This is a genomic window from Pelomonas baiyunensis (assembly GCF_043555935.1).
Lineage (GTDB): Bacteria > Pseudomonadota > Gammaproteobacteria > Burkholderiales > Burkholderiaceae_C > Pelomonas > Pelomonas baiyunensis.
In genome coordinates this window covers 1301357-1326741 of the sequence record NZ_JBIGIB010000001.1, presented here as the reverse complement: position 1 = coordinate 1326741, position 25385 = coordinate 1301357, and the positions used below count along the sequence as shown (strand labels likewise).

At 66.7% G+C, this 25385-nt stretch carries 21 protein-coding genes and 1 tRNA gene; 3 read left to right on the top strand and 19 right to left on the bottom strand.

Features of this window, described 5'->3' with window-relative positions; genetic code table 11:
* Window positions 1-90: 90 nt before the first annotated feature.
* The 7 genes from ACG01O_RS05980 to ACG01O_RS05950 form a co-directional block, all read right to left on the bottom strand.
* Entirely contained in the window at window positions 91-1158 is a 1068-nt protein-coding gene (locus ACG01O_RS05980) for a LacI family DNA-binding transcriptional regulator (RefSeq protein WP_394382272.1), read from the bottom strand.
* 125 nt (window positions 1159-1283) lie between these two features.
* Complete coding sequence (locus tag ACG01O_RS05975) at window positions 1284-2963, bottom strand: MFS transporter (protein ID WP_394382269.1); 1680 nt, start codon at window positions 2961-2963, stop codon at window positions 1284-1286.
* Window positions 2964-3198: 235 nt separating this feature from the next.
* Window positions 3199-3858, bottom strand: coding sequence for a 2-hydroxychromene-2-carboxylate isomerase (locus ACG01O_RS05970; RefSeq protein ID WP_394382267.1), 660 nt, complete (start codon window positions 3856-3858; stop codon window positions 3199-3201).
* Window positions 3855-4082, bottom strand: coding sequence for a DUF1289 domain-containing protein (locus ACG01O_RS05965; RefSeq protein WP_394382265.1), 228 nt, complete (start codon window positions 4080-4082; stop codon window positions 3855-3857). The genes ACG01O_RS05970 and ACG01O_RS05965 overlap by 4 nt, the downstream gene beginning before the upstream one ends.
* Entirely contained in the window at window positions 4079-4582 is a 504-nt protein-coding gene (locus ACG01O_RS05960) for a YbaK/EbsC family protein (RefSeq protein ID WP_394382262.1), read from the bottom strand. Before ACG01O_RS05960 ends, ACG01O_RS05965 begins: the two co-directional genes overlap by 4 nt.
* Window positions 4583-4649: 67 nt before the next feature.
* Window positions 4650-5813 carry a cyanophycinase gene (locus tag ACG01O_RS05955; RefSeq protein WP_394382260.1) on the bottom strand — a complete coding sequence of 388 codons (1164 nt, stop codon included), beginning with the start codon at window positions 5811-5813 and terminating at the stop codon, window positions 4650-4652.
* A gap of 43 nt (window positions 5814-5856) precedes the next feature.
* Window positions 5857-7332 (bottom strand): cyanophycinase, encoded by a 1476-nt coding sequence (locus tag ACG01O_RS05950; protein WP_394382257.1) that lies wholly within the window; start codon window positions 7330-7332, stop codon window positions 5857-5859.
* Window positions 7333-7499: 167 nt separating this feature from the next.
* Between ACG01O_RS05950 and ACG01O_RS05945 the strand changes: the two genes are divergently transcribed.
* Window positions 7500-10193 (top strand): TonB-dependent receptor, encoded by a 2694-nt coding sequence (locus tag ACG01O_RS05945; RefSeq protein WP_394382254.1) that lies wholly within the window; start codon window positions 7500-7502, stop codon window positions 10191-10193.
* A gap of 45 nt (window positions 10194-10238) precedes the next feature.
* Here the strand turns inward: ACG01O_RS05945 and ACG01O_RS05940 are convergent, their stop codons facing one another.
* Genes ACG01O_RS05940 through ACG01O_RS05930 form a run of 3 tightly spaced genes read right to left on the bottom strand, consistent with a single transcriptional unit; the run spans window position 10239 to window position 12088 of the window.
* A complete protein-coding gene (locus tag ACG01O_RS05940) occupies window positions 10239-10658 on the bottom strand; it encodes an acyl-CoA thioesterase (protein WP_394382252.1) in 420 nt (139 codons plus the stop codon).
* The gene (locus ACG01O_RS05935) at window positions 10655-11296 is read right to left on the bottom strand and encodes a YceH family protein (protein WP_394382249.1); all 642 of its coding nucleotides are present in this window, start codon (window positions 11294-11296) and stop codon (window positions 10655-10657) included. Before ACG01O_RS05935 ends, ACG01O_RS05940 begins: the two co-directional genes overlap by 4 nt.
* Before the next feature lie 9 nt (window positions 11297-11305).
* Window positions 11306-12088, bottom strand: coding sequence for an SDR family oxidoreductase (locus ACG01O_RS05930; protein ID WP_394382247.1), 783 nt, complete (start codon window positions 12086-12088; stop codon window positions 11306-11308).
* A gap of 130 nt (window positions 12089-12218) precedes the next feature.
* On the opposite strand from ACG01O_RS05930, the gene ACG01O_RS05925 reads away from it, so the two are divergent.
* Entirely contained in the window at window positions 12219-13895 is a 1677-nt protein-coding gene (locus ACG01O_RS05925; protein ID WP_394382245.1) for an electron transfer flavoprotein-ubiquinone oxidoreductase, read from the top strand.
* Window positions 13896-13985: 90 nt separating this feature from the next.
* Here ACG01O_RS05925 and ACG01O_RS05920 read toward each other — a convergent pair whose 3' ends face one another.
* From ACG01O_RS05920 to ACG01O_RS05910, 3 genes are all read right to left on the bottom strand, one after another.
* Window positions 13986-15455, bottom strand: a complete 1470-nt coding sequence (locus ACG01O_RS05920) for a sigma-54-dependent transcriptional regulator (RefSeq protein ID WP_394382243.1) — start codon at window positions 15453-15455, stop codon at window positions 13986-13988.
* Between the two features lie 10 nt (window positions 15456-15465).
* Window positions 15466-16839: a sensor histidine kinase gene (locus tag ACG01O_RS05915; RefSeq protein ID WP_394382241.1), complete on the bottom strand. Its 1374-nt coding sequence runs from the start codon at window positions 16837-16839 to the stop codon at window positions 15466-15468.
* 74 nt (window positions 16840-16913) lie between these two features.
* Entirely contained in the window at window positions 16914-18425 is a 1512-nt protein-coding gene (locus ACG01O_RS05910; protein WP_394382239.1) for an InlB B-repeat-containing protein, read from the bottom strand.
* A gap of 246 nt (window positions 18426-18671) precedes the next feature.
* Here ACG01O_RS05910 and fdhD point away from each other — a divergent pair, with 246 nt between their 5' ends.
* A complete protein-coding gene (gene fdhD / locus ACG01O_RS05905) occupies window positions 18672-19436 on the top strand; it encodes a formate dehydrogenase accessory sulfurtransferase FdhD (protein ID WP_394382238.1) in 765 nt (254 codons plus the stop codon).
* An 83-nt stretch (window positions 19437-19519) separates the two neighbouring features.
* On the opposite strand, the gene ACG01O_RS05900 is transcribed toward fdhD, so the two are convergent.
* The 6 genes from ACG01O_RS05900 to cysS all read right to left on the bottom strand — a co-directional run bounded on the left by ACG01O_RS05900 (window position 19520) and on the right by cysS (window position 25262).
* A tRNA-Ser gene (locus ACG01O_RS05900) sits at window positions 19520-19612 on the bottom strand.
* Window positions 19613-19660: 48 nt separating this feature from the next.
* Window positions 19661-20932, bottom strand: coding sequence for an aspartate kinase (locus ACG01O_RS05895; RefSeq protein ID WP_394382235.1), 1272 nt, complete (start codon window positions 20930-20932; stop codon window positions 19661-19663).
* A gap of 59 nt (window positions 20933-20991) precedes the next feature.
* The gene (gene tilS / locus ACG01O_RS05890) at window positions 20992-22311 is read right to left on the bottom strand and encodes a tRNA lysidine(34) synthetase TilS (RefSeq protein WP_394382233.1); all 1320 of its coding nucleotides are present in this window, start codon (window positions 22309-22311) and stop codon (window positions 20992-20994) included.
* The gene (locus ACG01O_RS05885; RefSeq protein WP_394382230.1) at window positions 22280-23251 is read right to left on the bottom strand and encodes an acetyl-CoA carboxylase carboxyltransferase subunit alpha; all 972 of its coding nucleotides are present in this window, start codon (window positions 23249-23251) and stop codon (window positions 22280-22282) included. The genes tilS and ACG01O_RS05885 overlap by 32 nt, the downstream gene beginning before the upstream one ends.
* Window positions 23251-23892, bottom strand: coding sequence for a DNA-3-methyladenine glycosylase family protein (locus ACG01O_RS05880; RefSeq protein ID WP_394382228.1), 642 nt, complete (start codon window positions 23890-23892; stop codon window positions 23251-23253). Before ACG01O_RS05880 ends, ACG01O_RS05885 begins: the two co-directional genes overlap by 1 nt.
* Window positions 23892-25262: a cysteine--tRNA ligase gene (gene cysS / locus ACG01O_RS05875; RefSeq protein ID WP_394382226.1), complete on the bottom strand. Its 1371-nt coding sequence runs from the start codon at window positions 25260-25262 to the stop codon at window positions 23892-23894. The genes ACG01O_RS05880 and cysS overlap by 1 nt, the downstream gene beginning before the upstream one ends.
* Window positions 25263-25385 lie beyond the last annotated feature (123 nt).

Below are 25385 nucleotides of genomic sequence, written 5' to 3'. Positions count from 1 at the left end.
AAATGGCTTTTCTTTTCGCCTTGAAAACGATAGGCAACTCAAACGGCGCTCATGTCGAACGATGGGCCGCACCGGGTGCGGCCTGCCCGTTCAAGCGCCGGACTGCGGCGCGCTCTGGCGCAGCTTGAGGTACACGGGCATCGTCCGAGGCCCGGCCCGCTCGCCACGCAGCTGTCCAAGCAGCGCCTCCACGAGTTCGGCGCCGGCTTCGGCCACCGGCTGGTGCACGGTCGTCAGCGGTGGGTCGCAATAAGCGGCCAGGGGCATGTCGTCGTAGCCAACGACCGCGACGTCCTGCGGCACGCTGCGGCCGGACGCGCGCAAGGCCTGGATGGTCAGCAGCGCGAGCACATCGCTGCAGCAGACGACGGCATCGATGTCCTGCCGCGCCGCGCAGAAGCCCTGCACCACGCCGGTGGCGACGCCGGGCTCGAAGGGCGCGGGCAGTTCCAGGGCCGGGTCGGCGGTCAGCCCGGCTTCGGCCAGGGCCTGCACGTAGCCCTCACGGCGCAGCCAGACCTCAGGCAAGTTGGCATCGCCGATGAAGGCGACCCGGCGGCGCCCCAGTGACAGCAGGTGTCGCGTGGCGAGCAGCCCGCCAAGCACGTTGTCGCCGCCGACGCTGCAGTACAGCTGCTGCGGCATCTCGCCGCCCCACACCACGAGCGGCAGCTTGCGCGCGGCCATCTCGTTGAGCTGGTCGTGGTGGCGCCACTGGCCGATGAGGATCACGCCGATGGCCTTGCCGGAGTCGAACCAATGCGAGGCCAGGTCCAGCCGCTCGGCGTCCACGCGCGACAGCAGCATGTCGTAGCCCCGGTCGGTCAGGGCATCGGCGATCGAGCCGACGATGGACAGGAAGAAAGGATCGGAGATGTGCTGGCGGGAGGCGGCATCGAAGGGCACCACCACGGCGACCGTCTTGTTCTCCTGCAGCCGCAGGTTGCGGGCGCCGAAGTTGATCGAGTAGTTGAGCGACCGGGCGAGGTCCGCCACGCGCTGCCGGGTTTCGGCGTTGACGAGATCGCTGCCATTCAGCGCCCGGGAGACCGTGGAGACCGACACACCCGCCAGGCGTGCGATGTCCACCATCTGCAGGCGTCGCTGCTCGGCGCCCCCACCCTCGGATCCTTCGGCTGTTTTCTTGGATTTGGCCATCCTTCAAATCGTCGCAGGCGGCAACGCACTCGACAAGCGGGAAACCGGCAGCACCATGAAGAAAGGCCGGCTTGCGCCGGCCTTGTTCAGGGAACTGCGAGGCGGCGCGAGGCGCCGCATCGCGCTCAGTCCTTGGCGTAGATGTCCACGTCCTTGGTTTCGCGGACGAACAGCAGACCGATCACGAAGGTGCACGCAGCGATGACGATGGGGTACCACAGGCCGTGGTAGATGTTGCCGTTCTGCGCCACCATCGCGAAGGTGATCGAGGGCAGCAAGCCACCGAACCAGCCGTTGCCGATGTGGTAAGGCAGGCTCATCGAGGTGTAGCGGATGCGGGTCGGGAACATCTCCACCAGCATGGCGGCGATCGGGCCGTAAACCATCGTCACATACAGCACCAGGATGAACAGGATGCCGATGACCATGGGCACGTTGGCCTTGGCCAGGTCCGCCTTGGCCGGGTAACCCGCCGCCTTCATCGCTTCGGCAAGGTCCTTCTTGAAGGCCGCGATGGCCTTCGTGCTGGCTTCGTCGAACTTGTGCTCGGTCAGCTTGGTGGCGGTCGGCACGGCGATTTCCTTCTCGCCGACGCGCACAACCGTCGGCGCCCCTGCCGCGGCTTCCACCGTTTCAGAGCTGGCCGAGAGGCCGGCCAGGGCGCGCTTGGCGATGTCGCAAGCGCTGGTGAAGTCCACTTCACGCGCCAGCGGGCTGCCTTGGAAGGAGCAGCTGGCCATGTTGGTGGTCAGGGTGACCTTGGCGCTGGCTTGGGCCTTGGCGAGGTCCGGGTTGGCCGCTTCGGTCAGCGCCTTGAACAGCGGGAAGTAGGTGACCACCGCGAGCAGCAGGCCGGCGAGGATGATGGGCTTGCGGCCGATCTTGTCCGACAGCGTACCGAACACGACGAAGAACGGCGTGCCCAGGATCAGCGAGATGGCGATCCAGATGTTGGCGCTGGCCGCATCGACCTTGAGCACCGACGTCAGGAAGAACAGCGCGTAGAACTGGCCCGAGTACCAGACCACGCCCTGACCGGCCACCAGACCGAACAGCGCCAGCAGCACGATCTTCAGGTTCTTCCACTGGCCGAAGGACTCGGACAGCGGTGCCTTGGAGGTCTTGCCCTCGGCCTTCATCTTCTGGAAGGCGGGCGACTCGTTCATGCTCAAACGAATCCACACCGAGATGCCCAGCAGCAGGATGGACACGATGAACGGCACGCGCCAGCCCCACTCGCCGAAGTCCTTCTCACCCAGCGAGGTGCGGGTGCCCAGGATGACCATCAGCGACAGGAACAGGCCCAGCGTCGCGGTCGTCTGGATCCAGGACGTGTAGGCGCCGCGCTTGCCGTGGGGGGCATGCTCAGCCACGTAGGTGGCGGCACCGCCATACTCACCGCCGAGGGCCAAGCCCTGCAGCAAGCGCAGGCCGATCAAGATGACCGGTGCAGCTGCGCCGATGGTGGCGTAGGTGGGCAGCACGCCGACGATGAAGGTCGACAGGCCCATGATCAAGATCGTCACCAGGAAGGTGTACTTGCGGCCGATCATGTCGCCCAAACGGCCAAACACCAGCGCGCCGAAGGGGCGCACGATGAAGCCGGCGGCGAAAGCCATCAGGGACGCGATGAACGCGGCCTGAGGGTCCAGGCCCGCGAAGAACTGCTTGGCGATGATGGGTGCCAGCGAACCGTAGAGGTAGAAGTCGTACCACTCGAACACGGTGCCCAACGAGGAGGCGAAGATGACCTTCTTTTCCTCTTTGGTCATCGGCGCGGCGGCGGTTGAAGTCGCAGTTGCCATGGAAATGTCTCCGTCCAGTTGTCGGGCCACCTCAGCAGGCCGCCCTTGGTAGGCACTATTCCCACCGCCTCTGACCCCGTTCTGACGGCAGTCTGAAACGAAGCTGACAAACCCCGCAGCAACCCTCAGGCGGCATTTCTCAATGCGAGAAATCGCAGCCTTCCCGGGTATTTCCGTAGACGAAAGTTTTCAGCCGAGAACCGCGAGCCGCGTGCATCCCCGTCCCGGCCACCGGTCAATGCCGGCGCACCAGCCCCGGCCGCGGTTGGGCTGCGGCGTCCCACGCTCCGCTGCGAAACCAGGGGTCGTCGTCCAGCGCGGCGCGCAGCATGGGCAGTGCGTCCTGCCCCCAGAACAGCCGCCCGTCGAAGGCGATCGTGGGCACGCCGAACACGCCCAGGTGCAAGGCAGCCTCGGTTTCATTGCGCAAGCGCTGCTTGATGTCCTCCCCCGCGGGCAGCTGTTGGGGCGCCAGGCGCTCGGTCAACGCGGCCAAGCGCGCCGGGTCGTTGGCGTCAGCGCCTGCACCCCGCCACACGTGGTGGAAGAGCTGCTCCACCGCCCAGCGCCCCGGCGTGTCGCCCGGCTCACCTTGCGGGGCCGCGCAGGCCCAGGCCAGCCGCAACAGCGGCAACGGGTTGAACGGGTGCTGCGCCGGCGGGTCCAGCACCACACCCTGGCTGTGCGCCAGCCAGGCCACCTGCCGAAAGGTCCACCGACGCTTGGCCTCGATCTCGGCCGGCCCCTTTTGCCCCAGGGCCTGCAGCAGGGCTGCGAACAGGATGGGGCGGTAGGTCACCTCCACACTGTGGCCCGCCAGCACCTCGGGCAGGCGCTCGAACGCCAAAGCGGCGTAGGGCGAAATGGGGTCGAAATAAAAGGTCAGCTGCTTCATGCGTTCCCCTCCAAGTTGGGCAACGCGGGCCCCAACCAAAGCCCTTGTTCCTGCAATGCCCGGCGACGCGGTGGCAGCAACGCGAGGATCTGGCGCTGCCGCGCGGCCGGCGCGCTGCCCCAACCGGCAATCTCATCCAGGCTGCGCGCGCAGCCCTGGCACCAGCCGCTGCGCGCGTCGATCTCGCACACGTGCACGCAGGGAGACGCTACGGCTTGCGTCATGCCTGCACCACGTCAATCACCGGCGCGCCGGTCAGGGCCACCAGGGCATCCGGGCTCAGCTGAAACACGCCGTTGGGGTGGCCTGCGGCGGCCCAGATCACGTCAAAGCGGAACAGTTCGCGGTCGATGTACAGCTGCGGCGGCGCGGCGCCATCAGCCGGTGCGAAGCCGGCCGGCGACACCCCTCCGATCGAGAAGCCGGTGCGGGCCTTCACGTAGTCGGCATCGGCCCGCGCCAGCGGCCCGGTCAGCGGCTTGAGCTTGCTTTCATCCACGCGTTTGTCGCCGGAGGTGATCACCAAGACCGCCGTGTCATCCACCTTGCGCCGAAACACCACCGACTTGGCGATTTGCCCCAGCGTGACGCCCAGCGCATCCGCGGCCTCCTGTGCCGTGCGCGCGGCCACCTCCAGCCACAGCGGGGCATGGGGGTGGTCCACGGCCGTCAAGGCGGCATGCACACGCTGAAACCCCTCGGGGCGAGATGCAAGTTCGTTCATGCCCACGATTGTGGCGCGGGGGCACGCCCCACACGGTTGCCAGGGCCTCGACGGGCGTCAGCCGTGGTCAGGCGCCCAGCGGCGTGAACAAGGGGTGCGCCACCCGCACCGGCACCACATCCAATCGCGCGTCGCACAGGGTGCCCTCGTGCAACCCTTGCCCCGGGGTCATCCAGGCCCGCAGCGCCTCGCCCCGGGTCAGCCGGAACTCGAACCCCACCTCGGCCTGCGGCTCGCGCAGGTCGGCGGGCGCCTGGTAGGCCAGGCCGCGCACCTCGCCTGCCCCGGCGTCCAGCAACTGGGTGAGCGCCGCCAGCAAGCCCCCGTCGGCCAGGATGTCCATGAAGTACCGCCCCTCCGGCACCGGCATGCGGCGCCCGGGGGCTCGCTCGCGCCGCTGGCGTTTGTGCGCCGCCGGCGTGGTGATGCCCGTGCTCAGGTCGTGCCGATCGCCAGCGCCAAGATAGGTCAGCCGCACGCCGCGCAGGTTGAAGGCGGGCAAGGCGGGATCGCGTTGCGCCTCGGCCAGGTCCACCAACACGGCCCCGCTGCCGCCAATGACCTCGAAGGCCATGCCATCCCACACCACCGCTGCGTTTTCATCCACGCCCACGCCCCAGCGGCAGCCCAGCGCCTGCAGCGCAGGCAACAACCGCCCGATGCGCCCGCGCTTCAGGAAATGCTGATCCACCAGCACACCCGCCGGCAGCAGGCCCAGGCCCCGGTCGTACTCTTGCCCCGCCCGCCAACGACCACGCAGCACGGCCAGCGTGTCCATGGCGTCGCGAAACATCCATTCGCTCATCACAGCCGCACCGGCACTGGTGCCGGCCACCACGCCGCCGGCCGCATGCACCGCGCGCACGGCGTCCAGCATGGCGGTGGACGCACCGCCCGGCTGCAGGGTGTCGACGATGTACTCCTGCGCGCCACCCGAAAAGAACACCGCCCGACTGCCCGCCACACGGGCAATCAAGGCCGGGTCGTTCAGGCTTGCCTGCACGTCCACACCGTCCAGATGGGGCGCCAGCGGCACCACGTCGGGCCGCGCGCCGCAGCGGCTCAGCGCAGCGACGATCTGCGCGGAGATGCGCTCGGGCTCATACGCGGCGGTCGGGAACACGGCAATCGGCACCCCGGCGCCGCCCGCTTCGTCCACGATGCGCTGCCAGACCGCGTCGCTACCCGGCTGCAGCGCACCGCCCACCACCACCACCTTGCCGTTCGGCATCAGGGCTGCCTCACGCCGCAATCGGGGTTGCGCTGCACGGCGCTCAAGGGGTGACGCCCGAGGCCGCAGGTGCAGCGGCCTTCGGTGCGGCGCGCACCGGCCCCGTCCAGCCGCCGTACAGCGGCATGGGCAAGCGCACCGGGCTGATGTCCAGGTAAAGGTTGGTGACGGTGAACTGCTCGCCGCCGAACTCTTCGGTGCTCCAGCCCAGCGAGTCCGACCCCTTGTACAGGCGGAACAGGAAGCCCAACTCCGCCAGCGGGTCGTTGGTGCGCGGCAGCACGTCAAACGCCAGGCCCTTGACCTCTTTCTGCACGCTGTCGATCAGCCGGCTCATGGCGGCCGAGATGGTCGAGTCGCCCAGCATGTCCAGGTGGAACATGTCGTCGGTGTAGTACGGCTTGAAGTTGGGCGACTCGGCGTCGTGCAGTTCGCCCCGCAGCTTGGGCGCGGAGGGCGTGGTGGAGCGGGCGCGGAGGTGGTAACGGTCGCCATGTTCCAGGTACGACAGGCGCGCACCCTGCACGTTGAACGCACCCAGAGATGCATCGCTGCGCGCTTCGGTCAGGTCCACCACCATGCAGCCGCGGTCGCCGATCACTTCGATCTCATCGCCGCGGATGATGGCCGCCGTGTTCTCGTCCACACCCAGGCCGATCTTGTAGCCCTTGGCCATCATCAGCGGGATCATGCGGCCGAACCGGCCCCGCTTCAGGAAGTGCTGGTCCACGAACAAATTGGGGCCCACGAAGCCCAAGCCGCGGTCCACTTGCTTGCCGTCGGCAAAACGACCCTTGAGGATGTTCACGACGCTGGGGGCGTCGCGAAACATGATCGTGCTCATGATGGCCGCGCCCGCCGAGGTGCCGGCCACGACGCCGCCTTTGCGGTACACGTCCCAAATGGCTTCCAACATGGGCGTGCTCTGCCCACCGGGCTGCAGCACGTCCACGATGCGCTCCTGCACACCGCCGGTGAAGAAGATGCCCTTGGCGGCCTTCACCTTGGCGATCAGCGCCGGGTCGCGCACCACCTTGTTCAGGTCCACCCACAGAAACTTCGGTGCCACCGGCAAGGCCTCGGCCACGGCGCCGCGCCGCTGCAGCAGGTCGACCACCTGCTTGGCACTGGCTTCGGGGTCTTCACTGGCCGTGCCGAACACCACGAAGCGCGCGCCCTTGCCGCCTGCCAGTTGCACGATGCGCTGCCACACCTCTTCGTTGTCCGCCTTCAGCGCACCGCCGATGGGCACCGCATAGCCGCGAATCGCAGGCTCAGCGTCGGGCAAGGGCTGCAAAGCGCCCGACCCAGGGGCCGCAGCGGGCGCCGGCTTCGGGGCCGTGGCCGGGTTGGTCGCCTTGGGCGCAGAGGCCGCCGGCGCAGGCCGCAGCAGCTTGAAACCGGTCGAGGCAGGCGCACTCGCCGCGGGCGACGCCGCAGCGACCAAGGTGGGGGGAGCTGCCTGCACGCCCATGGCCACCGCCATTGCGACCACACCGGCCCAGATCCATGCCCTCATGCGTACTGCCCTCCTGCGTCAGAGCGCGCATCATGACAGAGCGCCACGCCCGTTCCGCCCCTAAATCGAACGACGCCATCGTGGCGCGATTGAGACGAATGCCGCTCAAACGCACTGGCAGCACTGGCGCGGCTGCCTAGACTCCGTCGAACCTCGGAGAGATCCCCATGCACAGCCCCCGCCCTTCTCGCCTGGCCCTGGCGGCCGCCCTGCTCGCCTTGGGCGCTTCGGCGCAAGCCCAGACGTCGCTCGAACGCGTTCAGATCACCGGCACGGCCATCAAGCGCATCGAGGGCGAAACGGCCCTGCCGGTGCAGGTCATCACGCGCAATGAGATCGACAAGGCCGGTGTCACCACCGCCGCCGAGTTGATCGCCCGCATCAGCGCCAGCGCCAACAACCTGACCGACGGCGGCAGCGTGGCCTACGGCGGTTTTCGCGACCAGATGGGCTTCAACGCCGCCAACCTGCGCGGGCTGGGCGTGTCGTCCACGCTCGTGCTGCTGAACGGCCGGCGCATGGCCAACTTCGCGTCGCCTGGCGACGCTGCGGGCGTGGACCTCAACAGCATCCCCGCTGCCGCGATCCAGCGCGTCGAGGTCCTGCTGGACGGTGCATCGTCGCTGTACGGCTCCGATGCCATCGGCGGCGTCATCAACTTCATCACCCGCAAGGATTTCAGCGGCATTGACCTCAGCGCCCTCGCCGGCAACACGACCGAAGGCCACGGCGCCACCAAGCGCTCGGCCACGTTGGCGGGCGGCTTCGGCGACTTTGGCCGCGACGGCTTCAATGTGTTCGGGGTGCTGGACATCCAGAAAACCACCAGCCTGAACGCCTCCAAGCGCCAGTTCATCAAGGACCTGGACATTCCCGGCCGGCTGCCGGACCTGCTGTCCAGCTACACCTTCCCCGGCAACATGCGTTTGTCGTCGGACCAACGCGACATCCTGCAATCCGAAGGCTTCAAGTCCAACGGAAAAGACGTCATCGATTCGCGCATCGTGAACCCGGCCGCCGCCACCGGCTGCAACCCGCCGGCCAACCTCTACCTGCCGGACGGCATCGGCGGCGTGGACGGCTGCACCTTCGACTACATGCGGGACCTGGAGCTCTACCCGAAGTCCACCAAGAGCAGCGCGTTCACCCGCGGCATCTTGAACCTCGGCGGCGGCCACCAGCTGTTCGCCGAGGTGTCGGTGGCCCGGGCACGCACCTTCTACACGGGCACGCCCAACCGCGTGGCGGCGGACGTGGATGTGGCCCTGGTGCCGGCGCTCAAGGGCAGTTCGCTGAACACGCTGGACGCTGACGACGAAAACCGCGTCATCACCGTGCGCACACGCCTCACCGAGGCCGGCCTGCGCACGAGCGAGCTGGTGTCGGACACACAACGCTTCGTGCTGGGCACGCAAGGCGTGGTGGCAGGCTGGGACTACGAGTGGGCCTACAACCACAGCACCAGCAAGGTGTCCGACCGTGACTACAACGGCTACCTGAACGAGCAGATGATCCTCGACGGGTTTGCCAAGGGCACGATCAGCCCGTTCAAGACGTCGGACGCCAAGGGCCTGGCGCTCTACAGCGCCGCCCAGATTCGCGGTGAGGTGCGCCACGCCACCGGCAACATGGACAGCCTGGATTTCAAGGCCTCCAAGCCCTTGATGAGCCTGGCCGGCGGGGACCTGGCCGTCGCCCTGGGCGGCGAGTTCCGCCGCGAAAAGCAGAACTACCACCAGTCCGACGCCCTCAAGCAAGACCTCATCTTGGGTGAAACCTCGCAAGGCCCCGACTCCGACTTCGGTAAGTCCCGCCAGGTCAGCGCGGTGTTTGGCGAGTTGAGCGCGCCCATCACCAAGCAATTGGAACTGCAGGCCGCGCTGCGCTACGAGCACTACCAGGTGAGCGGCGGCGCAGCCAGCCCGAAGCTGGGCCTGAAATACGTGCCCATGCCGGAGCTGCTGCTGCGGGCCTCGGTGGGCAAGGGCTTTCGCGCACCCAGCCTGTCGGACCTGTACCGGCCGGTCACCACGGGTTCCTCCGCCACGCTGGTGGACCCGGTCTGCCTGGCGGCCGACCCGAGCAACACCGTCACCGACTGTTCGGACATCTGGAGCACGTTCAACTACAGCAACGCCAAGCTCAAGCCCGAGAAGTCCCGCCAGTTCTCGCTGGGCCTGGTGTTTGAACCCAAGCCGGGCGTGAGCTTCAACGCCGACTACTGGAACATTGAAAAGACCAACCTGATCAGCACGTTGGGCGTGGATGTGATCCTGGGCAACCTGGCCAAGTACGGCAGCTTGGTGCACCGGGACGAAGATGACGCCATCGACCACATCGACCTCGTCAAGGAAAACCGCGGCAAGCAGCGCATCTCCGGGCTGGACCTGGGCCTGAAGCTCGGCGGCCTGAAAACCGGCTTCGGCGAATTCGGCCTGCGGCTCAACGGCACGCTCACGCTCAAGTCGCAGCAGCAAACCGGCAACGGCGACCCCTTCGTCAGCAACCTGGGCGTGTTCATCAACGACGGCGCGGTGCAACGCTGGCGCCACACGCTGGCGCTGGACTGGGAGCGCGGCCCCTTCTCGGCCACCTTGTCCAACAGCTACCTGCAGGGCTACGACGACCAGCACATCATCGGCAAGCCGGATCGCAAGGTGGGCGCGTATTCGCTGTGGAACCTGTCGGCTGCATGGGAAGCCACCAAGGCCCTCACGCTGCGCGCCGGGGTGCAGAACCTGGCCAACACCGCGCCCCCGTTCTCGCAGCAGGCTTGGTTCTTCATCTCGGGTTACGACCCGAGCTACACCGACGCCCGCGGCCGCTTCGCCTACGCCAGCGTGAAGTACACCTTGCGTTGAACGGCCAGGCGCCTGGCCGGGACGTCGGCGTGACGGCCCTCAGCCTCAGCTGACGATGGCACGCACCCAGTCCGGCAAGGCGATGGCCTTGTCGGTCTGGGCGTCGAACCACAAGGTGGTGGCGCCGCCTTCGGCGTAAATGACGCCCGGCTCCTCGGGGCGCTCCAGCGTGATCCAGGTTTCAAAACTGGTGCGGCCCGGGTCGCTCACGTAGTGCCGCGCCAGCACCTCGCCCGGGCACTTGAGTTGCCGGTAGAAGTTGCAAAACGCGTTCACGATCACCGGCCCCTGCCCGCCAGGGTTGGGCGGTGCTCCGATCTGCGTCAGCCAATCGACACGCGCGATTTCCAGGTAGCGGAAGTACAACGTGTTGTTGATGTGCCCCATGGCGTCCATGTCGCCCCAGCGCATGGGAATGCGGCACTCGTACGTGAGCTTCTTCTGCGCAGGAACGACGTACCTCATGGCTGCATGCCCAACTCGGCCGCCATGCGGTTCACCAGGTCGCGCAATGAGGCCACCTCGGCGCGCAGCGCAGCCAGTTCCACCCGCTGCAGGGCGAGCTCTTCATCACGCGGCTGCGCCACCGCGGCGGCTTGGTCCACCGAGGCGACCGGCCCACACAGCAGGTGCGCCCACCGGGCCTCGCGCGCACCCGGGGCCTTGGGCAGCTTGATCGCCATGGGCGCCTCCCGCCCGGCCAACTCTTCCAGAAAGCCCTCGACCGAGGACACATCGGCAAACCGGTGCAGCCGCTCAGTGTTCTGGCGCAGTTCCGCCGCGGTCTGCGGGCCGCGCAGCATCAGCTGCGTCAGCAGCGCCACTGCGGCGCCGGGCACCCCAGCCGCCCGCGCGAAGTTGTGCTCGTAGCGCAGCACGCGGCTACCGCTCACGGTGTTCACCAGCGCCAGGCCCTTGAGCTCTTCCACCGTGGCCAGCACCTCCGACTCACTGACCTCCATCACCGGGTCGCGCGCAGTTTTCTGGTTGCAGCCGGCCGTCAGCGCGTTGGCCGACAGTGGGTAGCTGTCCGGCACCGTGTGTTCCTTCTCCACCAACACGGCCAACGCGCGGGCCTCCAGCGGGGTCAGGTCTCGCTTCATCGCCATGCGTCAGACCCCAAATCCGTCGTCAGCCTGAATGACAGCGCCATTGATGAAGTGGCTTTCGTTGGCGCACAGCATCAGCAACGTGGTGTCCAGATCCTGCGGCTGCCCCACACGCTTGCGCGGCAGCAGTTCCACCAGCTTCTTGCCTTGCTCGGTGCTCCAGTGGTGGTGGTTGATTTCGGTGTCGATGTAGCCCGGGCAGATGGCATTGACGTTGATGCCGTACTTGCCCCACTCCAACGCCATGGCGCGGGTCATGTGAATGACCGCCGCCTTGCTCATGGCGTACACGCCGATCTGCCCCAGCACGCGCAGCCCCGCCATCGAAGCCACGTTCACGATGCGACCGCCCACAAACGAACCCGGCGCCGAGCCACGCGCCCGCGCCAGCATGCGCTTGCCCACCTCTTGCGCCACGAAGAAAGCACCACGGGTGTTGGTGTCCATGACGAAGTCGTAGTCGTTCTCCGTCACGTCGGTCAGCCGCTGCGTCGTCGACACGCCGGAGTTGTTGATCAGAATGTCCAGCGTGCCGACTTCCGTCTCGGCGTGCGCCACCGCGGCCTTGATGCTGGCCACATCGGTCACGTCCAGCTGCACGACATGGGCGTCGCCGCCATTGCCTTCAATTTCCGCCCGCAGGTCTTTCAGGCGCTCCATGCGCCGGCCCGCCAGCACCACGCAGGCACCGGCTTTTGCCAAGGTGCGTGCAAACTGCGCGCCCAGACCGCTGGATGCACCGGTCACCAGGGCCACGCGGCCTTCAAGATCGATGGAGTAACTCATGAGACTGCCTTGTGAATGGGTTGCAACCATCCTACCGGGCTAGAGCCCGCGCACTAAAAAAGCACGATCGTTCGATTTCGGTTTCAGCCTCTCTAGAATCGCGCGCAATTCAATACCGCCGGAGACCCACATGACGTCCGAAGAAATCCTGGCCCAGTACGGCCCCCGCGAGTCCATGGAGTACGACGTGGTGATCGTTGGTGGCGGCCCGGCGGGCCTCGCCACGGCCATCCGCCTGAAGCAACTCAAGCCCGACGCCAACATCGTCGTGCTCGAAAAGGGCTCGGAACCCGGCGCGCACATCCTGTCCGGCGCGGTCATGGACCCGCGCGCCATCACCGAGTTGTTCCCGAACTGGAAAGAACTCGGCGCGCCGCTCAACCAGCCGGTGACCGGGGACGACGTGCTCTTCCTGAGCGAATCCGGCAGCACCCGCACCCCGGACGCCTTCGTGCCGCGCAACTTCCACAACCACGGCTGCTACGTGATCAGCCTGTCGGACGTGGTGAAGTGGATGGCCCAGCAGGCAGAGAGCCTGGGCATCGAAATCTTCCCGGGCTTTGCGGCTGCCGAGGTCGTGTACGACGAGCAAGGACGCGTCAAGGGCGTGGCCACGGGCAACATGGGCATCACCAAGGAAGGCGAGCCCGGCGACAGCTTCCAGCTCGGCATGGAACTGCTCGGCAAGTACACGATCTTCTCGGAGGGCGCACGCGGCCACCTGGGCAAGCAGCTGCTGGAGAAGTTCAAGCTGACCGAGGGCAAGGACACGCAGACCTTCGCCATCGGCATCAAGGAGCTGTGGGAAATCCCGGCCGACAAGGCCCAGCCCGGCAAGGTGGTGCACACCGCTGGCTGGCCCATGGTGGACGACACTTTCGGCGGCGGCTTCCTGTACCACCTGGACGGCAACAAGGTCACGCTCGGCTTCGTGATCGGTCTGGACTACCAGAACCCGTACATGAGCCCCTTCGAGGAAATGCAGCGCTGGAAGGCCCACCCGGCCATCCGCGCCCACATCGAAGGCGGCAAGCGCATCGGCTACGGCGCACGTGCCATCAACAACGGCACGCCGCAGGCCCTGCCCAAGACCGTGTTCCCGGGTGGCGCGCTGGTGGGCTGCGACGCCGGCTACCTGAACGCGGCGCGCATCAAGGGCAGCCATGCGGCCATCAAGAGCGGCATGCTGTGCGCCGAAGCTCTGGCGCCCGCACTCGACGCCGGCCGTGCGCAGGACGAACTGAGCGCCTACCCTGAGGCCTTCGAGAAGAGCTGGCTCAACGAAGAACTCCAGCAAACCCGCAACTTCAAGCTGTGGTTCAAGAAGGGTCAGACCACCGGCAAGCTGATGACCGGCATCGAGCAGTGGCTGCTGCCCAAGCTGGGCGTCTCCACCCCGCCGTGGACGCTCCACAACCACAAGGCGGACCATGCCGCGCTGCGCCCGGCTGCCGAGTGCCAGCCGATCGCCTACCCGAAGCCCGATGGCAAGCTGACCTTCGACCGCCTCTCGTCGGTGTTCATCTCCAACACCAACCACGAGGAAAACCAGCCGGCCCACCTGACGCTGAAAAACGCATCGGTGCCGGTGCAGGTCAACCTGGCCAAGTTCGCCGGCCCCGAGAGCCGCTATTGCCCGGCGGGCGTGTACGAGTTCGTGCCCAACGAGGCGGGCGGTGGGGAGCGCCTGCAGATCAACGCGCAGAACTGCGTGCACTGCAAGACCTGCGACATCAAGGACCCGACGCAAAACATCGTGTGGGTCACGCCGGAAGGCGGTGGCGGTCCGAACTACGCCGGCATGTAAGCAAGAGAGCCAGGCCCCAACGTCACGGGCCTGGAACGCGCGGGCCCACCGCCCGCGCTTCTCTCAGGCGCTCACCTGACCGCCAAGCGCTCAACGCAGCTGCGGTGCGGCTGCGCCATCCCCGGACATGCCGTGACGCTCCAACCGGTAGCGCAGCGTGTCGCGGCTGATGCCCAGCAGCCGGGCGGCTTGCGTCACGTTGCCCGCTGTGCGCTCCAGCGCCAGGCCGATCAGCGCCCGCTCGTGTTGGTCCAGGTTCAACGACTCGGGCAGGTTGCCGCCCGCGGCGGGCCGCAACGCAGCGTCTGTCGTGTCCAGGTCCAGGAACGACAGTTCCCGCCAGCCGACTTCGTTGCCGCGGGCCAGCAGCAGCGCTTGTTCCATGGCATTGCGCAACTCGCGCACGTTGCCGGGCCAGGCATGGCGGCGCAACAGCGCCACGGCCTCCCCGTCCAGCCGAGGGGGCGGCCGCCGGTAGCGCTGCGCATGGTGTGCAAGGAAATGCTCGGCCAGCAGCAGCACGTCTTCCCCGCGCTCGCGCAGCGGCGGCACGGACAGCTCCACGATGCGCAAGCGGAAGTACAGGTCCGCCCGGAACTGCCCGTCGCGCACCATTTGCTCCAGCGACCGGTGTGTGGCGGCCACGATGCGCACGTTCACCTGCAACTCGCGTGAACTGCCCAGGCGGCGGATGCGGCGGTCTTCCAGCAGCTTCAAGAGCTTGACCTGAGTGCCGGCATCGGCCTCGCCGATTTCGTCCAGAAACAAAGTGCCGTCTTGTGCCGCCTCCACGAGGCCGGCCTTGCGCTCGCGGGCATCGGTGAAGGCACCCCGCTCGTAGCCGAACAACTCGGCTTCCACCAGATGCTGGGGCAGTGCGCCGCAGTTCAACTCCACGAAGGGCGCCTGGGCACGCGTGCCCCCGAAGTGCAACGCGCGGGCCACCAGTTCCTTGCCCGTGCCGGTTTCGCCCTGGATCAGCACCGTCGGGGCGTCGCCATCCACCAGCGCGCGCTCGGCATCCAGCAGCATGCCGATGCGCTCGCGCAGCATCTGCAACCGGGGCGATGCGCCCAACAGTTTGTCCAGCCCACTGCCGCCCGCCTCGCGGCCCCGGTAGTAGTCCACCGTTCGAGCCAGCCGATGCTGGCCCATCAGCCGCTCCAGCAGCAGCTTGAGTTCCGACAGGGCCAGGGGCTTGGCCAGGTAGTCTGCCGCGCCTTGCTTCATGGCGGCCACGGCGAGGTCGATGGAGCCGTGGCCTGTCATCAGCACGACCTGCGCGGCAGGCTCGGCCGCCAGGAGGCGCGGCAAAGCCTCCAGGCCGCTGGTGCCAGGCAGGTTGTGGTCCAGCAAGATCACGTCGGGACGGAACTCGGGCAGCCGAAGCAAACCCTCCTCTGCCGAGCCCACCCACAGGGCCTCCCAACCCAGGCGACCCAGGTAGGTGGCTATGTTGCGGCCCAGCGTGGCCTCGTCGTCAATGATCAATACCGCCCGACCACCACCGGGTTCGGCGATGGAGGAGGCGCGTGCGCGTGGTCGTGCGGAATCAGGCATGGCGTTCGGTTCAGCGCAAGGGCAGCTGGAGCGTCACCCGCGTGCCTTCACCGAGTTGGCTGGCCAACTCGACGCGGCCGCCCTGGCGCTCCACCAGTCGTTTCACAAGGTTCAATCCGAGCCCCAGGCCCCGTGGCTTTGTGGTGAAAAAGGGTTTGAACACCTCAGCGAGATGTTGTGGCGCAATGCCTGCGCCCGTGTCTTCGACCGACACCCAGGCCTCACGCCCGCGGCGCCCGGCCGTGAGCGTGATGCGCTGGCCGGGGCCGGTGGCGTCTGCCGCATTGGCCAGCAGGGAATCCACCACCTGCGCGAGCAACACCGGGTCTGCCGCCACAAAGCCCAAGCCGCTCGGCAACTCGCACTGAAAACTGCGGCCGTCTGCCGCGAACTGCGGGCGAAACCGCTCGGCGGCCGAGCGCAGCACCGCCCCCAAGTCGGCCTGCCCACCACTGTCCACCGGAGCGGCGGCCAAGGTCAGCAGGCTGCGCACCAAATGCTCGATGCGGTCCACATGGCCCATCACTTCCGCGTGCACGCCTTGCGGGTCTTGACCCAGTTCACGCTGCAGTTCCGCGGAACTGCGGATGGACCCCAACGGGTTGCGGATGCTGTGCGCCACCGCGGCCGAGATCTCACCCACCATGCCCATGGCGTCGGCTTCCACCAACCGCTTCTGCTGGGACGCCATGGCGCGCTCCGTGCGCCGCACGAACCACACGAGCACCGCAAACAGGAAGAGGCCGCCGCCCGCCGCACCGATCCAGATGCGCACCTGCCCCTCACGGATCGATTCAAACAAGGCCGTCGGCCGGCGGTACACCTCGATGACGCCCATCATGCGGCGCGACCGGGGCTCGTACACCGGAAGGTAGTTCTCGACGTAGCGATGGGCGGCCGCATTCAAGCCCACGTGCTCGGCCTTTTCCGCATGGTCGTCGCCCTGCTCGGCATTCACCACCACCTGCCCTTCCAGCGCCTCGTCCAGCTCTTCATTGGCCGGGAACACCTGGCCAATGAGCGCGGCATTGCTGGACCACAGCACGCGGCGGTCCGGGGCATACACATTGGCGCGCAGCACATCGGGCATGGCCGCCACGTGCGCAAAAAACTCGCCCACAGCCGCGCTGGGCGCGCCTTCGGGCTTGGCAAAAAAGGCCGCCACGCGCTGGATGTCGGCAATGCTCTGCACGAAATCACGGCTCAAGGCCGCGTCGCGCTCCAGCATGCGTTGCTCCAGCCAACTGGACAACCACACGCCCATCGCCAGGCTGAAAGCCCCAATGGCCGCCGCACCCACACCCGCGAACACGCGGGTCAGCCCCAGGGGCTGCGCCCCGGTGGGTGTCAGCAAAAAGTGCAGAACTTTCCAGGGTTGAGGCATGTCGAGACGGCAGGGCCGGGCGCGAGCGGAGGACGCTTGAATGTAGCCACTCCACGGCGCGCCCGGCACAGGCGTCACTTGCTAAAGCCTGCTTGAACCTTGGTGTCGGCGTTCAGGGTCACGACGCAGGCGTTCGGGTCCAGCCCGCTGCAGGCTCCGGTCCAGCCGGTGAACGCCTTGCCAGCCGCCGGCACGGCGCGCAAGGCCACCGTCGTGCCCAAGGTGTAAGCCGCAGAGCAGGTTTTGCCGCAGTCGATGCCCGCCGGCGTGCTGACCACCGTCCCGCTGCCCGACGTCGCCAGCACCAGCTTCACGCTCGGGCTGCCGCCACCCGCACCGCCACCGCCACCGCCACCGCCGCCGGCTTGCGCAGCAAACGTGGCCGTCACCGCCTTCTCCGCATTGAGCGTGACCGTGCAGTTGGTGGCCACGCCGGTGCAGGCGCCGCTCCAGCCCGAGAAGGTGTTGCCGCTGGCGGGCTTGACCGTCAGCGTCACGGTGCTGCCCGGCGTGTAGACGCCCTGGCACTTGTTCGGGCAAGCAATGACCTTGTCCGACGACGACACGCTGCCACTGCCCAGCACGCTCACAGTCAGCGCGTTCACGTCCAGGTTGGCGGCGGCGTTCTGTGCGCCCACGGCGTCACCCAATTCACCGGGGCTCGGGGCCGTGCAGGTCAGGTCGGCGCACAGGGCTTCGTGGGTCACGGGGTCATAGGCGCCGGCGTACTTGTAGTACTCGTAGCGGCGCACGACGGCGCGATTGCCGGCGCCCACGTTGCCCTGGTTGGCCAGCTTGCCGCGTTGGCGCTTGCGGCCGCCATCCGGCGGGTCGGCCTGGAGCAAGCTCCAGCTGACTTCAAGCTGTGCGGCCTGCTCAGGCACCACGGCACGGTTGTCACCCACCAACTGCTCCAGCTCCACCTTGGCCGCGTTCTCCGTCTTGTACACACGCACCCACTGGGCGTCGCCAAACTGCGCCACCACTCGCGGCGGCGGGGCCGGCACCTCGGCGGCCACAACCGGTGGCAAGGCCGGGTTGGCGGGCTGCACGACGGACCACGTCGGCGCCGGAATGCTCACGCTCTGGCTGGTGCGCATCAAATTGCCCGGCACGGCCGGGTCGGGCACCAACCAGTAGTACACGATGCGGCTGGGGTTCAGCGTGGAACTGATACCGAAATGCTCGCAGCCGGCCGACGCATACGTCGCAGGCATGCCCAAAGTCCAGCACGACTCGCCCGGCACACTCGTCAATGACGGCGGCACCGGCGTGGCCGTGGACCAGCGGCCCGTGGCCGGGTCGTAGCGGGCAGCCCAGCGGACGTTCACGCCGCCGGGGAAGTCCGTCGCCGAGCCGAAGCCGTAGCGGATGACGTCAGGATAGAAGTTGGACGGAAAGATGCGCGTGAGGTGCGACTTGCTGATGCCCCACACCTCCATCTCGAACCCGTAGGTCGGAGCGCCGGTGTTGTTCAGCACGTCGAAGTTCTGATAGCTGCCCGCCATCACCACTTGGGCTTGGGCCGGCAGGAGGGAGGCGGCCACAAGGGCACTGGCGGTGAATGATTTCAACACTTGGGCCATGCTGGCTCCTGATCCGTGCCTGCGCCCCGCGCGCTGGCTACGGCTCATCTCAGCGAAAGGCATGCCGGCCGTCGCCTCTCAACCGCTTGCAAGATAAGCCGTTGATTTGTATGAATTCATCGAACGACGCCGGCAAGCCAGCATCGGGTCAACAGCCACACCGAGCCGCCACTGGGGCATATGCCCCATGCTGCCCCCACCCTTGTCGGGTCATATCCCCCAGACCGCGCTCCTATGATCCGGCGCATGGACTTAGACGCTGCCCTGCTTTCACTGACGCCCCTCCAACCCAGCGTCGCAGAGCAGGTGGCGGTTGAAACGGCCGTCGCGCTCACCGTGAACGGAATCTCGCAGGCCGTGATGATGGCCAGCCCCACCGATCTGGAAGACTTTGCCCTGGGCTTTGGCTTGGCCGAGGGCTGGTTGGCCCATCGGCAAGAGTTGCTGGACGTGGAAGCCCTGGCCCATCCCACCGGGCTGGAACTGGCGTTGACGGTCACGGCAGCGTGCGAGCAACGGCTGAAGGCGCGCCGCCGAACGCTGGCGGGCCGAACCGGCTGCGGACTGTGCGGTATTGAAAGCCTGGCGCAGTTGCAGGCGCTGACGCCCCGTGCATTGCCTGCCCTCGAAGTGGCGCCTGCGGCACTGCAGCGCGCGGTGCGCGAGTTGCCCGCATACCAACCCTTGAACACGGCCTGTGGCGGCATGCACGCGGCGGCGTGGTGCACGCTGGACGGCGAGGTGGTCTTGGCCCGCGAAGACCTCGGGCGCCATAACGCGCTGGACAAGTTGACCGGTGCTCTCGCACGCCAACGGGTCGATGTGGCGGCGGGCTTTGTGCTGATGTCCAGCCGCGCGAGTTATGAACTCGTTCAGAAGGCCGCCACTGCGGGCGCGGGGTTGCTCGCCTGCGTGTCCGCCCCAAGCAGCCTGGCGGTGCAGTCAGCGCAGCAGTGCGGGCTGCAACTGTGGGCGTTCGTCCGCGGCGATCGCGCCACGCGCTACACCTGAATGCAACGCTGAAGAGCGGTAGAACGAAGCACAGCGAAAGCCAGAAAAGACAAAGCCCGTCACAAGGACGGGCTTTGAAGGTTTGGCGGAAACGGAGGGATTCGAACCCTCGATGCAGGTTTTGCCCGCATACTCCCTTAGCAGGGGAGCACCTTCGGCCACTCGGTCACGTTTCCAGCAGAGCCTCGCATTCTACAACAAATGTGAGGCCCTCAGACAAAGTTTCAGGCCGCGGCTTCTTGGTCCAGATCGAAGGCCTTGTGCAGAGCGCGCACGGCCAGTTCCATGTACTTCTCGTCGATGACGACGCTGGTCTTGATCTCGCTGGTGGAGATCATCTGGATGTTGATGCCCTCTTCCGACAGTGCACGGAACATCTTGCTGGCCACGCCCACGTGCGAGCGCATGCCGATGCCCACGATGGACACCTTGCAGATCTTCGGGTCGCCCACCACCTTGGCCGCATTCGTGGCCGGGCCCACGTTGCCCTGCAGCAGTTCCATCGTGCGCGCGTAGTCGTTGCGGTGCACGGTGAACGAGAAGTCGGTCTTGCCGTCGTGCGAGACGTTTTGAATGATGACGTCGATGTCGATGTTGGCCTCGGCCACCGGGCCCAGGATCTGGAAGGCGATGCCGGGCTTGTCCGGCACGCCCAGCAGCGTCACCTTGGCCTCGTCACGGTTGAAGGCAATGCCCGAAACGACGGCTTGTTCCATTTTTTCGTCCTCTTCAAAACTGATCAGGGTGCCGGACTTGGCTTCTTCGTTGATGTCGATGTCCCACGGCGTGAAGCTGGACAGCACGCGCAGCGGCACCTTGTACTTGCCGGCGAACTCCACCGAGCGGATCTGCAGAATCTTCGAGCCCAGCGAGGCCATCTCCAGCATCTCTTCGAAGCTGATGGTGTGCAGCCGGCGCGCCTCGGGCACGATGCGCGGGTCAGTGGTGTAGACGCCGTCCACATCGGTATAGATCAGGCACTCGTCGGCCTTCATGGCGGCGGCAATGGCCACCGCGGAGGTGTCCGAACCACCGCGACCGAGCGTGGTGATGTTGTTGTCGGCGTCGATGCCCTGGAAGCCGGCGATCACGACCACCTTACCTGCGGCGAGGTCGGCGCGCACGCGCTTGTCGTCGATGCTCTCAATACGGGCCTTGGTGTACGACGAATCGGTCGCCACCGGCACTTGCCAGCCGGTGTAGCTCACCGACGGCACGCCTTCAGCCTGCAGCGCGATGGCCAGCAGACCGACCGAGACCTGCTCGCCCGTGGCCGCGATCATGTCGAGCTCACGCATGGTTTCCGGCGTGCTGCTGGCGGGCGACAACTCTTTGGCCAAGCCGAGCAGGCGGTTGGTTTCGCCGCTCATCGCCGAGGGCACGACCACCATCTGGTGGCCAGCGCGCACCCATTTGGCGACGCGCTTGGCCACGTTGCGGATGCGATCGGTGGAACCCATCGAGGTGCCACCGTACTTGTGGACGATCAGAGCCATGTGTTTGAGCGAAGGCTGAAGGTGAGCCGCCGGGACGGCGACATCGCAAAGTCCCGATTTTATGCGTCAACCACGCCTTCGCCTTCGCTCTGCGGCAAGGCTGAATCCTCCAGCCAGCGGAGCGACCAACATGGCTCATCTCGCGCCGCGAAGGCACGCGCGTCCATGCCCAGGCCCGCCACGGCCACGACACGGCCATCGGCGTCGGCAAGAACGGGCCCGTCTCGCCGCCAGGGCGGCACATCCAACTCCTGGTACGCCTTTTTGAGGCTGCGAGGCACGGTGCCCACGCCGCGTTGAAATTGATCGCCGGGCCCGCGCACCCGCTGTGTCAACTGCGCCAGCACTGACGCCGGCACACCGCCCTCGCCCACCGGCTCGACGCTCCATCCACCGCCCCAATCGGGTTGTCGATGAAAGCCCGGGCGGCTCAGGTCCAGTCGGGCTGAAGCCTGCGGCACCTCGGCGCCCGAGGCCCAGTAAAGACCATCCCGCCAGGCATGCAAGCGCCCGCCGGGGGCATCCCACGCCTGCACGGCGCCCGGTCGCCATTCCTCAAGCAAGCGCTGCACCAACTGCGACGAAATCGCCATCTGAGGCCGCAACCACGCCCGCAGGGCATTGCTCTTCCGTGCGGGCGACAACGCATGCAAAGCCACCAGGTCGAGTCGCGCCCCCTGAACGAGCCGCTCCAGATCGCCAGCCGCCACCTCCTGCGCCAGCGCCTCGGCCTCCTGAGCCCAACGCGCAGCCTGTGCCAACCCAGCTTCATTCGCTTTGAACGCGGGCCAGAGGCTCGCTCGCAAGCGGTTGCGGGCGTACCGAGGGTCGTCATTGCTGGGATCGTCGATCCAGCGCAGCCCGTGGTGTTCGGCGTAGGCCAGGATGCGGTCCCGCGGGTGGTCCAGCCAGGGGCGAACCCACCGAACGCCATCGCGCCATTGGCTGCGCGGCATGGCCGACATGCCCGCCGTGCCGGCGCCGCGCATGGCCTGCAGCAAAAACGTTTCAGCCTGATCGCGCCGGTGATGGGCCAACAGCAGCAGGTCAGCGCCTGCTGCAACAGCCATGTCGTGCAGCGCACCATGCCGCCCGAGCCGCGCCCAGGCCTCTACGCTCTCACCCGGCGATGGGCACCCCGACAGGCGGGTGGAGACAAATTCCGCACCCAAGGCGTGCGCCTGCGTTTCGCAGTGCTTCCGCCAAGAGTCGGCCGCTGGCATCAGCCCGTGGTGGACGTGCAGCGCGACCACCCGATGCGCTGTGGCCGCTCGGGCCACCGCATGCAGCAAGGCAGTGGAATCAAGCCCCCCGCTGAACGCGACCGCGACGGCGGGGGAAGTGGGATCAGCGGCTCTTGGTGTCGCCAAATCGGCCATAGGCCTGCAGGCGGTCGTAACGACGGTCCAGCAGTTCCGCGGTCTTGAGGTCCGACACCTGGCGCAACGCGTCGCTGAGCGCGCGCTTCAGGTTGGAAGCCATCTGCTTGCCGTCCCGATGAGCGCCGCCCACCGGCTCGCTGACGATCTTGTCGATCAGGCCCAGCGCCTTAAGTCGATGCGCCGTGATGCCCAGCGCCTCAGCAGCGTCAGACGCACGCTCGCTGCTCTTCCACAGAATCGAGGCGCAGCCTTCCGGCGAAATCACCGAGTAGGCGGAGAACTGCAGCATCAGCACCTGGTCTGCCACACCAATGGCCAGGGCGCCGCCCGAACCACCTTCGCCAATGACGGTGGCGATGATGGGCACTTCCAGCTGCGCCATCTCCAGGATGTTGCGGCCGATGGCTTCACTTTGGCCGCGCTCCTCGGCACCAATGCCGGGATACGCCCCCATGGTGTCTATGAAGGTGAATACCGGCAGGCCAAACTTTTCGGCCAGCTTCATCAGGCGAAGCGCCTTGCGGTAGCCCTCCGGACGCGGCATGCCGAAGTTGCGCAGCGTGCGCTCCTTGGCATCGGCACCGCGCTGGTGGCCAATCACCATGCAGGCTTGCCCGTTGAAGCGAGCCAAACCGCCCACGATGGCCGCGTCATCGGCGAAGTGGCGATCGCCGTGCAGTTCCTGGAACTCGGTGAAGACTTCGGCGCAGTAGTCCAGCGTCTGCGGGCGCTGTGGGTGACGGGCGATCTGGTAGACCTGCCACGGCGCCACGCTGGCGTAGACCTCTTTGGTCAGCTGCTGGCTCTTCTTGGAGAGGCGGTCGATCTCTTCCGAGATGTCGACAGCCGACTCGCTTTGCACGTAGCGAAGTTCTTCGATCTTGGTCTCGAGCTCGGCGATCGGCTGCTCGAATTCCAGAAAGTGTTTTTTGCTCATCAGTAGTCCACGGGTAGCGGATCGAGGCTGCGCCAAATGTACCAAACCGCAACGGAACGGTACGGCGCCCAAGCGTCGCCCACCTCGCGCGCTTCCGCACGCGAAACAGGCTCACCAGAGAAATAGTTTTGGCTGATGCCGGTCAGCAGGCCGACGTCGTCCAACGGCATGACGTTGGGCCGCATCAGGTGAAAGATCAGGAACATCTCGGCCGTCCAGCGACCGATGCCGCGAATGGCCACCAGCTCTTCGATGATGGCTTCGTCGTCCATTTGCGCCCATTGGCGCACATGCACCTGACCAGAGTCGAAATGCTCGGCCAAGTCACGCAAGTACTCGACCTTGCGGGCCGACAGCCCGGCCGCCCGCTGCGCTTCGACCGTCAGCGCCAACACGGCGGCCGGCTGCAGCTTGGGCAGCAAGGCGGTCCAGCGCGTCCAGACCGACTGGGCCGATTTCACCGAAATCTGCTGGCCAACGATGGAGCGGGCCAAGGTGGCAAAGGCGTCACCCCGGCTCTGCAGGCGCGCTTCGCCGAACTGAGGGATGAGCTTTTTCAACACCCGATCGCGCTTGATCAGGTGCTTGCAGGCGTCATCCCAGTAGTCGGGCGTGACCTCAACCGGCGGCTTGGACGCCATCAGCTCTTCACCCACGTGGTGCCGCCCGCGCCATCCTTCAGCGTGATGCCACGGGCCGTGAGTTCGGCGCGGATGGCGTCGGCGCCAGCAAAGTCCTTGGCGGCCTTGGCGGCCGCACGGGCTGCGATGCGCTCTTCGATCCACGCGGCATCGTCGCTCGATCCACCCTGCAGATACGCACGCGGGTCCTGCTGCAACACGCCCAGCACGCCGGCCAGGGCCTTGAGCAACCCAGCACGCTGAGGTGAACGGTCGCGGTTGACTTCATTGACGAGGTCGAACAGCACGGCCACGGCGCCCGGCGTGCCGAAGTCTTCGTCCATGGCCGTCTTGAAGGCCGCGGCGCTGGGCTCGCTCCAGTCAATCGTCACGTCTGCCGGTGGCACCGCGTCGAGTGCGGTGTACAGGCGCGTCAACGCCGTGCGTGCGTCTTTCAGATGCGAATCGCTGAAGTTGAACGGGCGGCGGTAGTGCGTGCGCAACATGAAGAAGCGCAGCGTCTCGCCGTCGAACTTCTGCAGCACGTCCCGAATGGTGAAGAAGTTGCCCAAGCTCTTGGACATCTTCTCCCCGTCGACGTTCAGGAAGCCATTGTGCAGCCAGTACTTAGCGAAGTCATAGCCCGCCCCCTGGCTTTGGGCGATTTCGTTCTCGTGGTGCGGGAACTGCAGGTCGGCGCCACCGCCGTGAATGTCAAAGCTCTCGCCCAGCAGCGCGCAACTCATGGCCGAGCACTCGATGTGCCAACCCGGCCGGCCTTCACCGAAAGGCGCCGCCCACTTGGCATCGGACGGCTCCTCGGCCTTGGCGGCTTTCCAGAGCACAAAGTCCAGCGGGTCGAGCTTGCCATCATCCACCGCCACACGCTCACCGGCGCGCAGGTCGTCCACGCTCTTGCCGCTGAGCTTGCCGTAGCCATCGAACTTGCGCACCGCGTAGTTCACGTCACCGCCTTCGGCGCGATAGGCCAAGCCGCGCTGCTCCAGGCGCTCGATGAGCGACAGCATCTGCGGCACGTACTCGGTCGCGCGCGGCTCGTGGTCCGGCCGCAGCAGGCCCACGGCGGCGAAGTCCGCGTGCATCGCCGCCGTCATCTCTTCAGTCAGCTGGCGAATCGTGATGCCACGCTCAACGGCGCGCTTGATGATCTTGTCGTCGATGTCCGTCACGTTGCGCACGTAGGTCACGGCATAGCCGCTGGCACGCAGCCAGCGGTAGATGACGTCGAACGCCATGTTCATGCGCAGGTGACCCATGTGACACAGGTCGTAGACCGTGATGCCGCACACGTACATGCGGACGTGGCCCGGCACGAGCGGCTGAAAGTCTTCGAGAGTGCGACTGAGGGAGTTGTGAACGCGCAGGGACATGGACCAGAACCAGTGCGGCAGCAATGCAGAGCCACCAACAAGAAGCCCCGCACCGGGACCGGCCAGGCGGGGCTCATAGAATGCCAGCAGTATACCGGCCACCCCCTAGGATCTTCCCCCCGC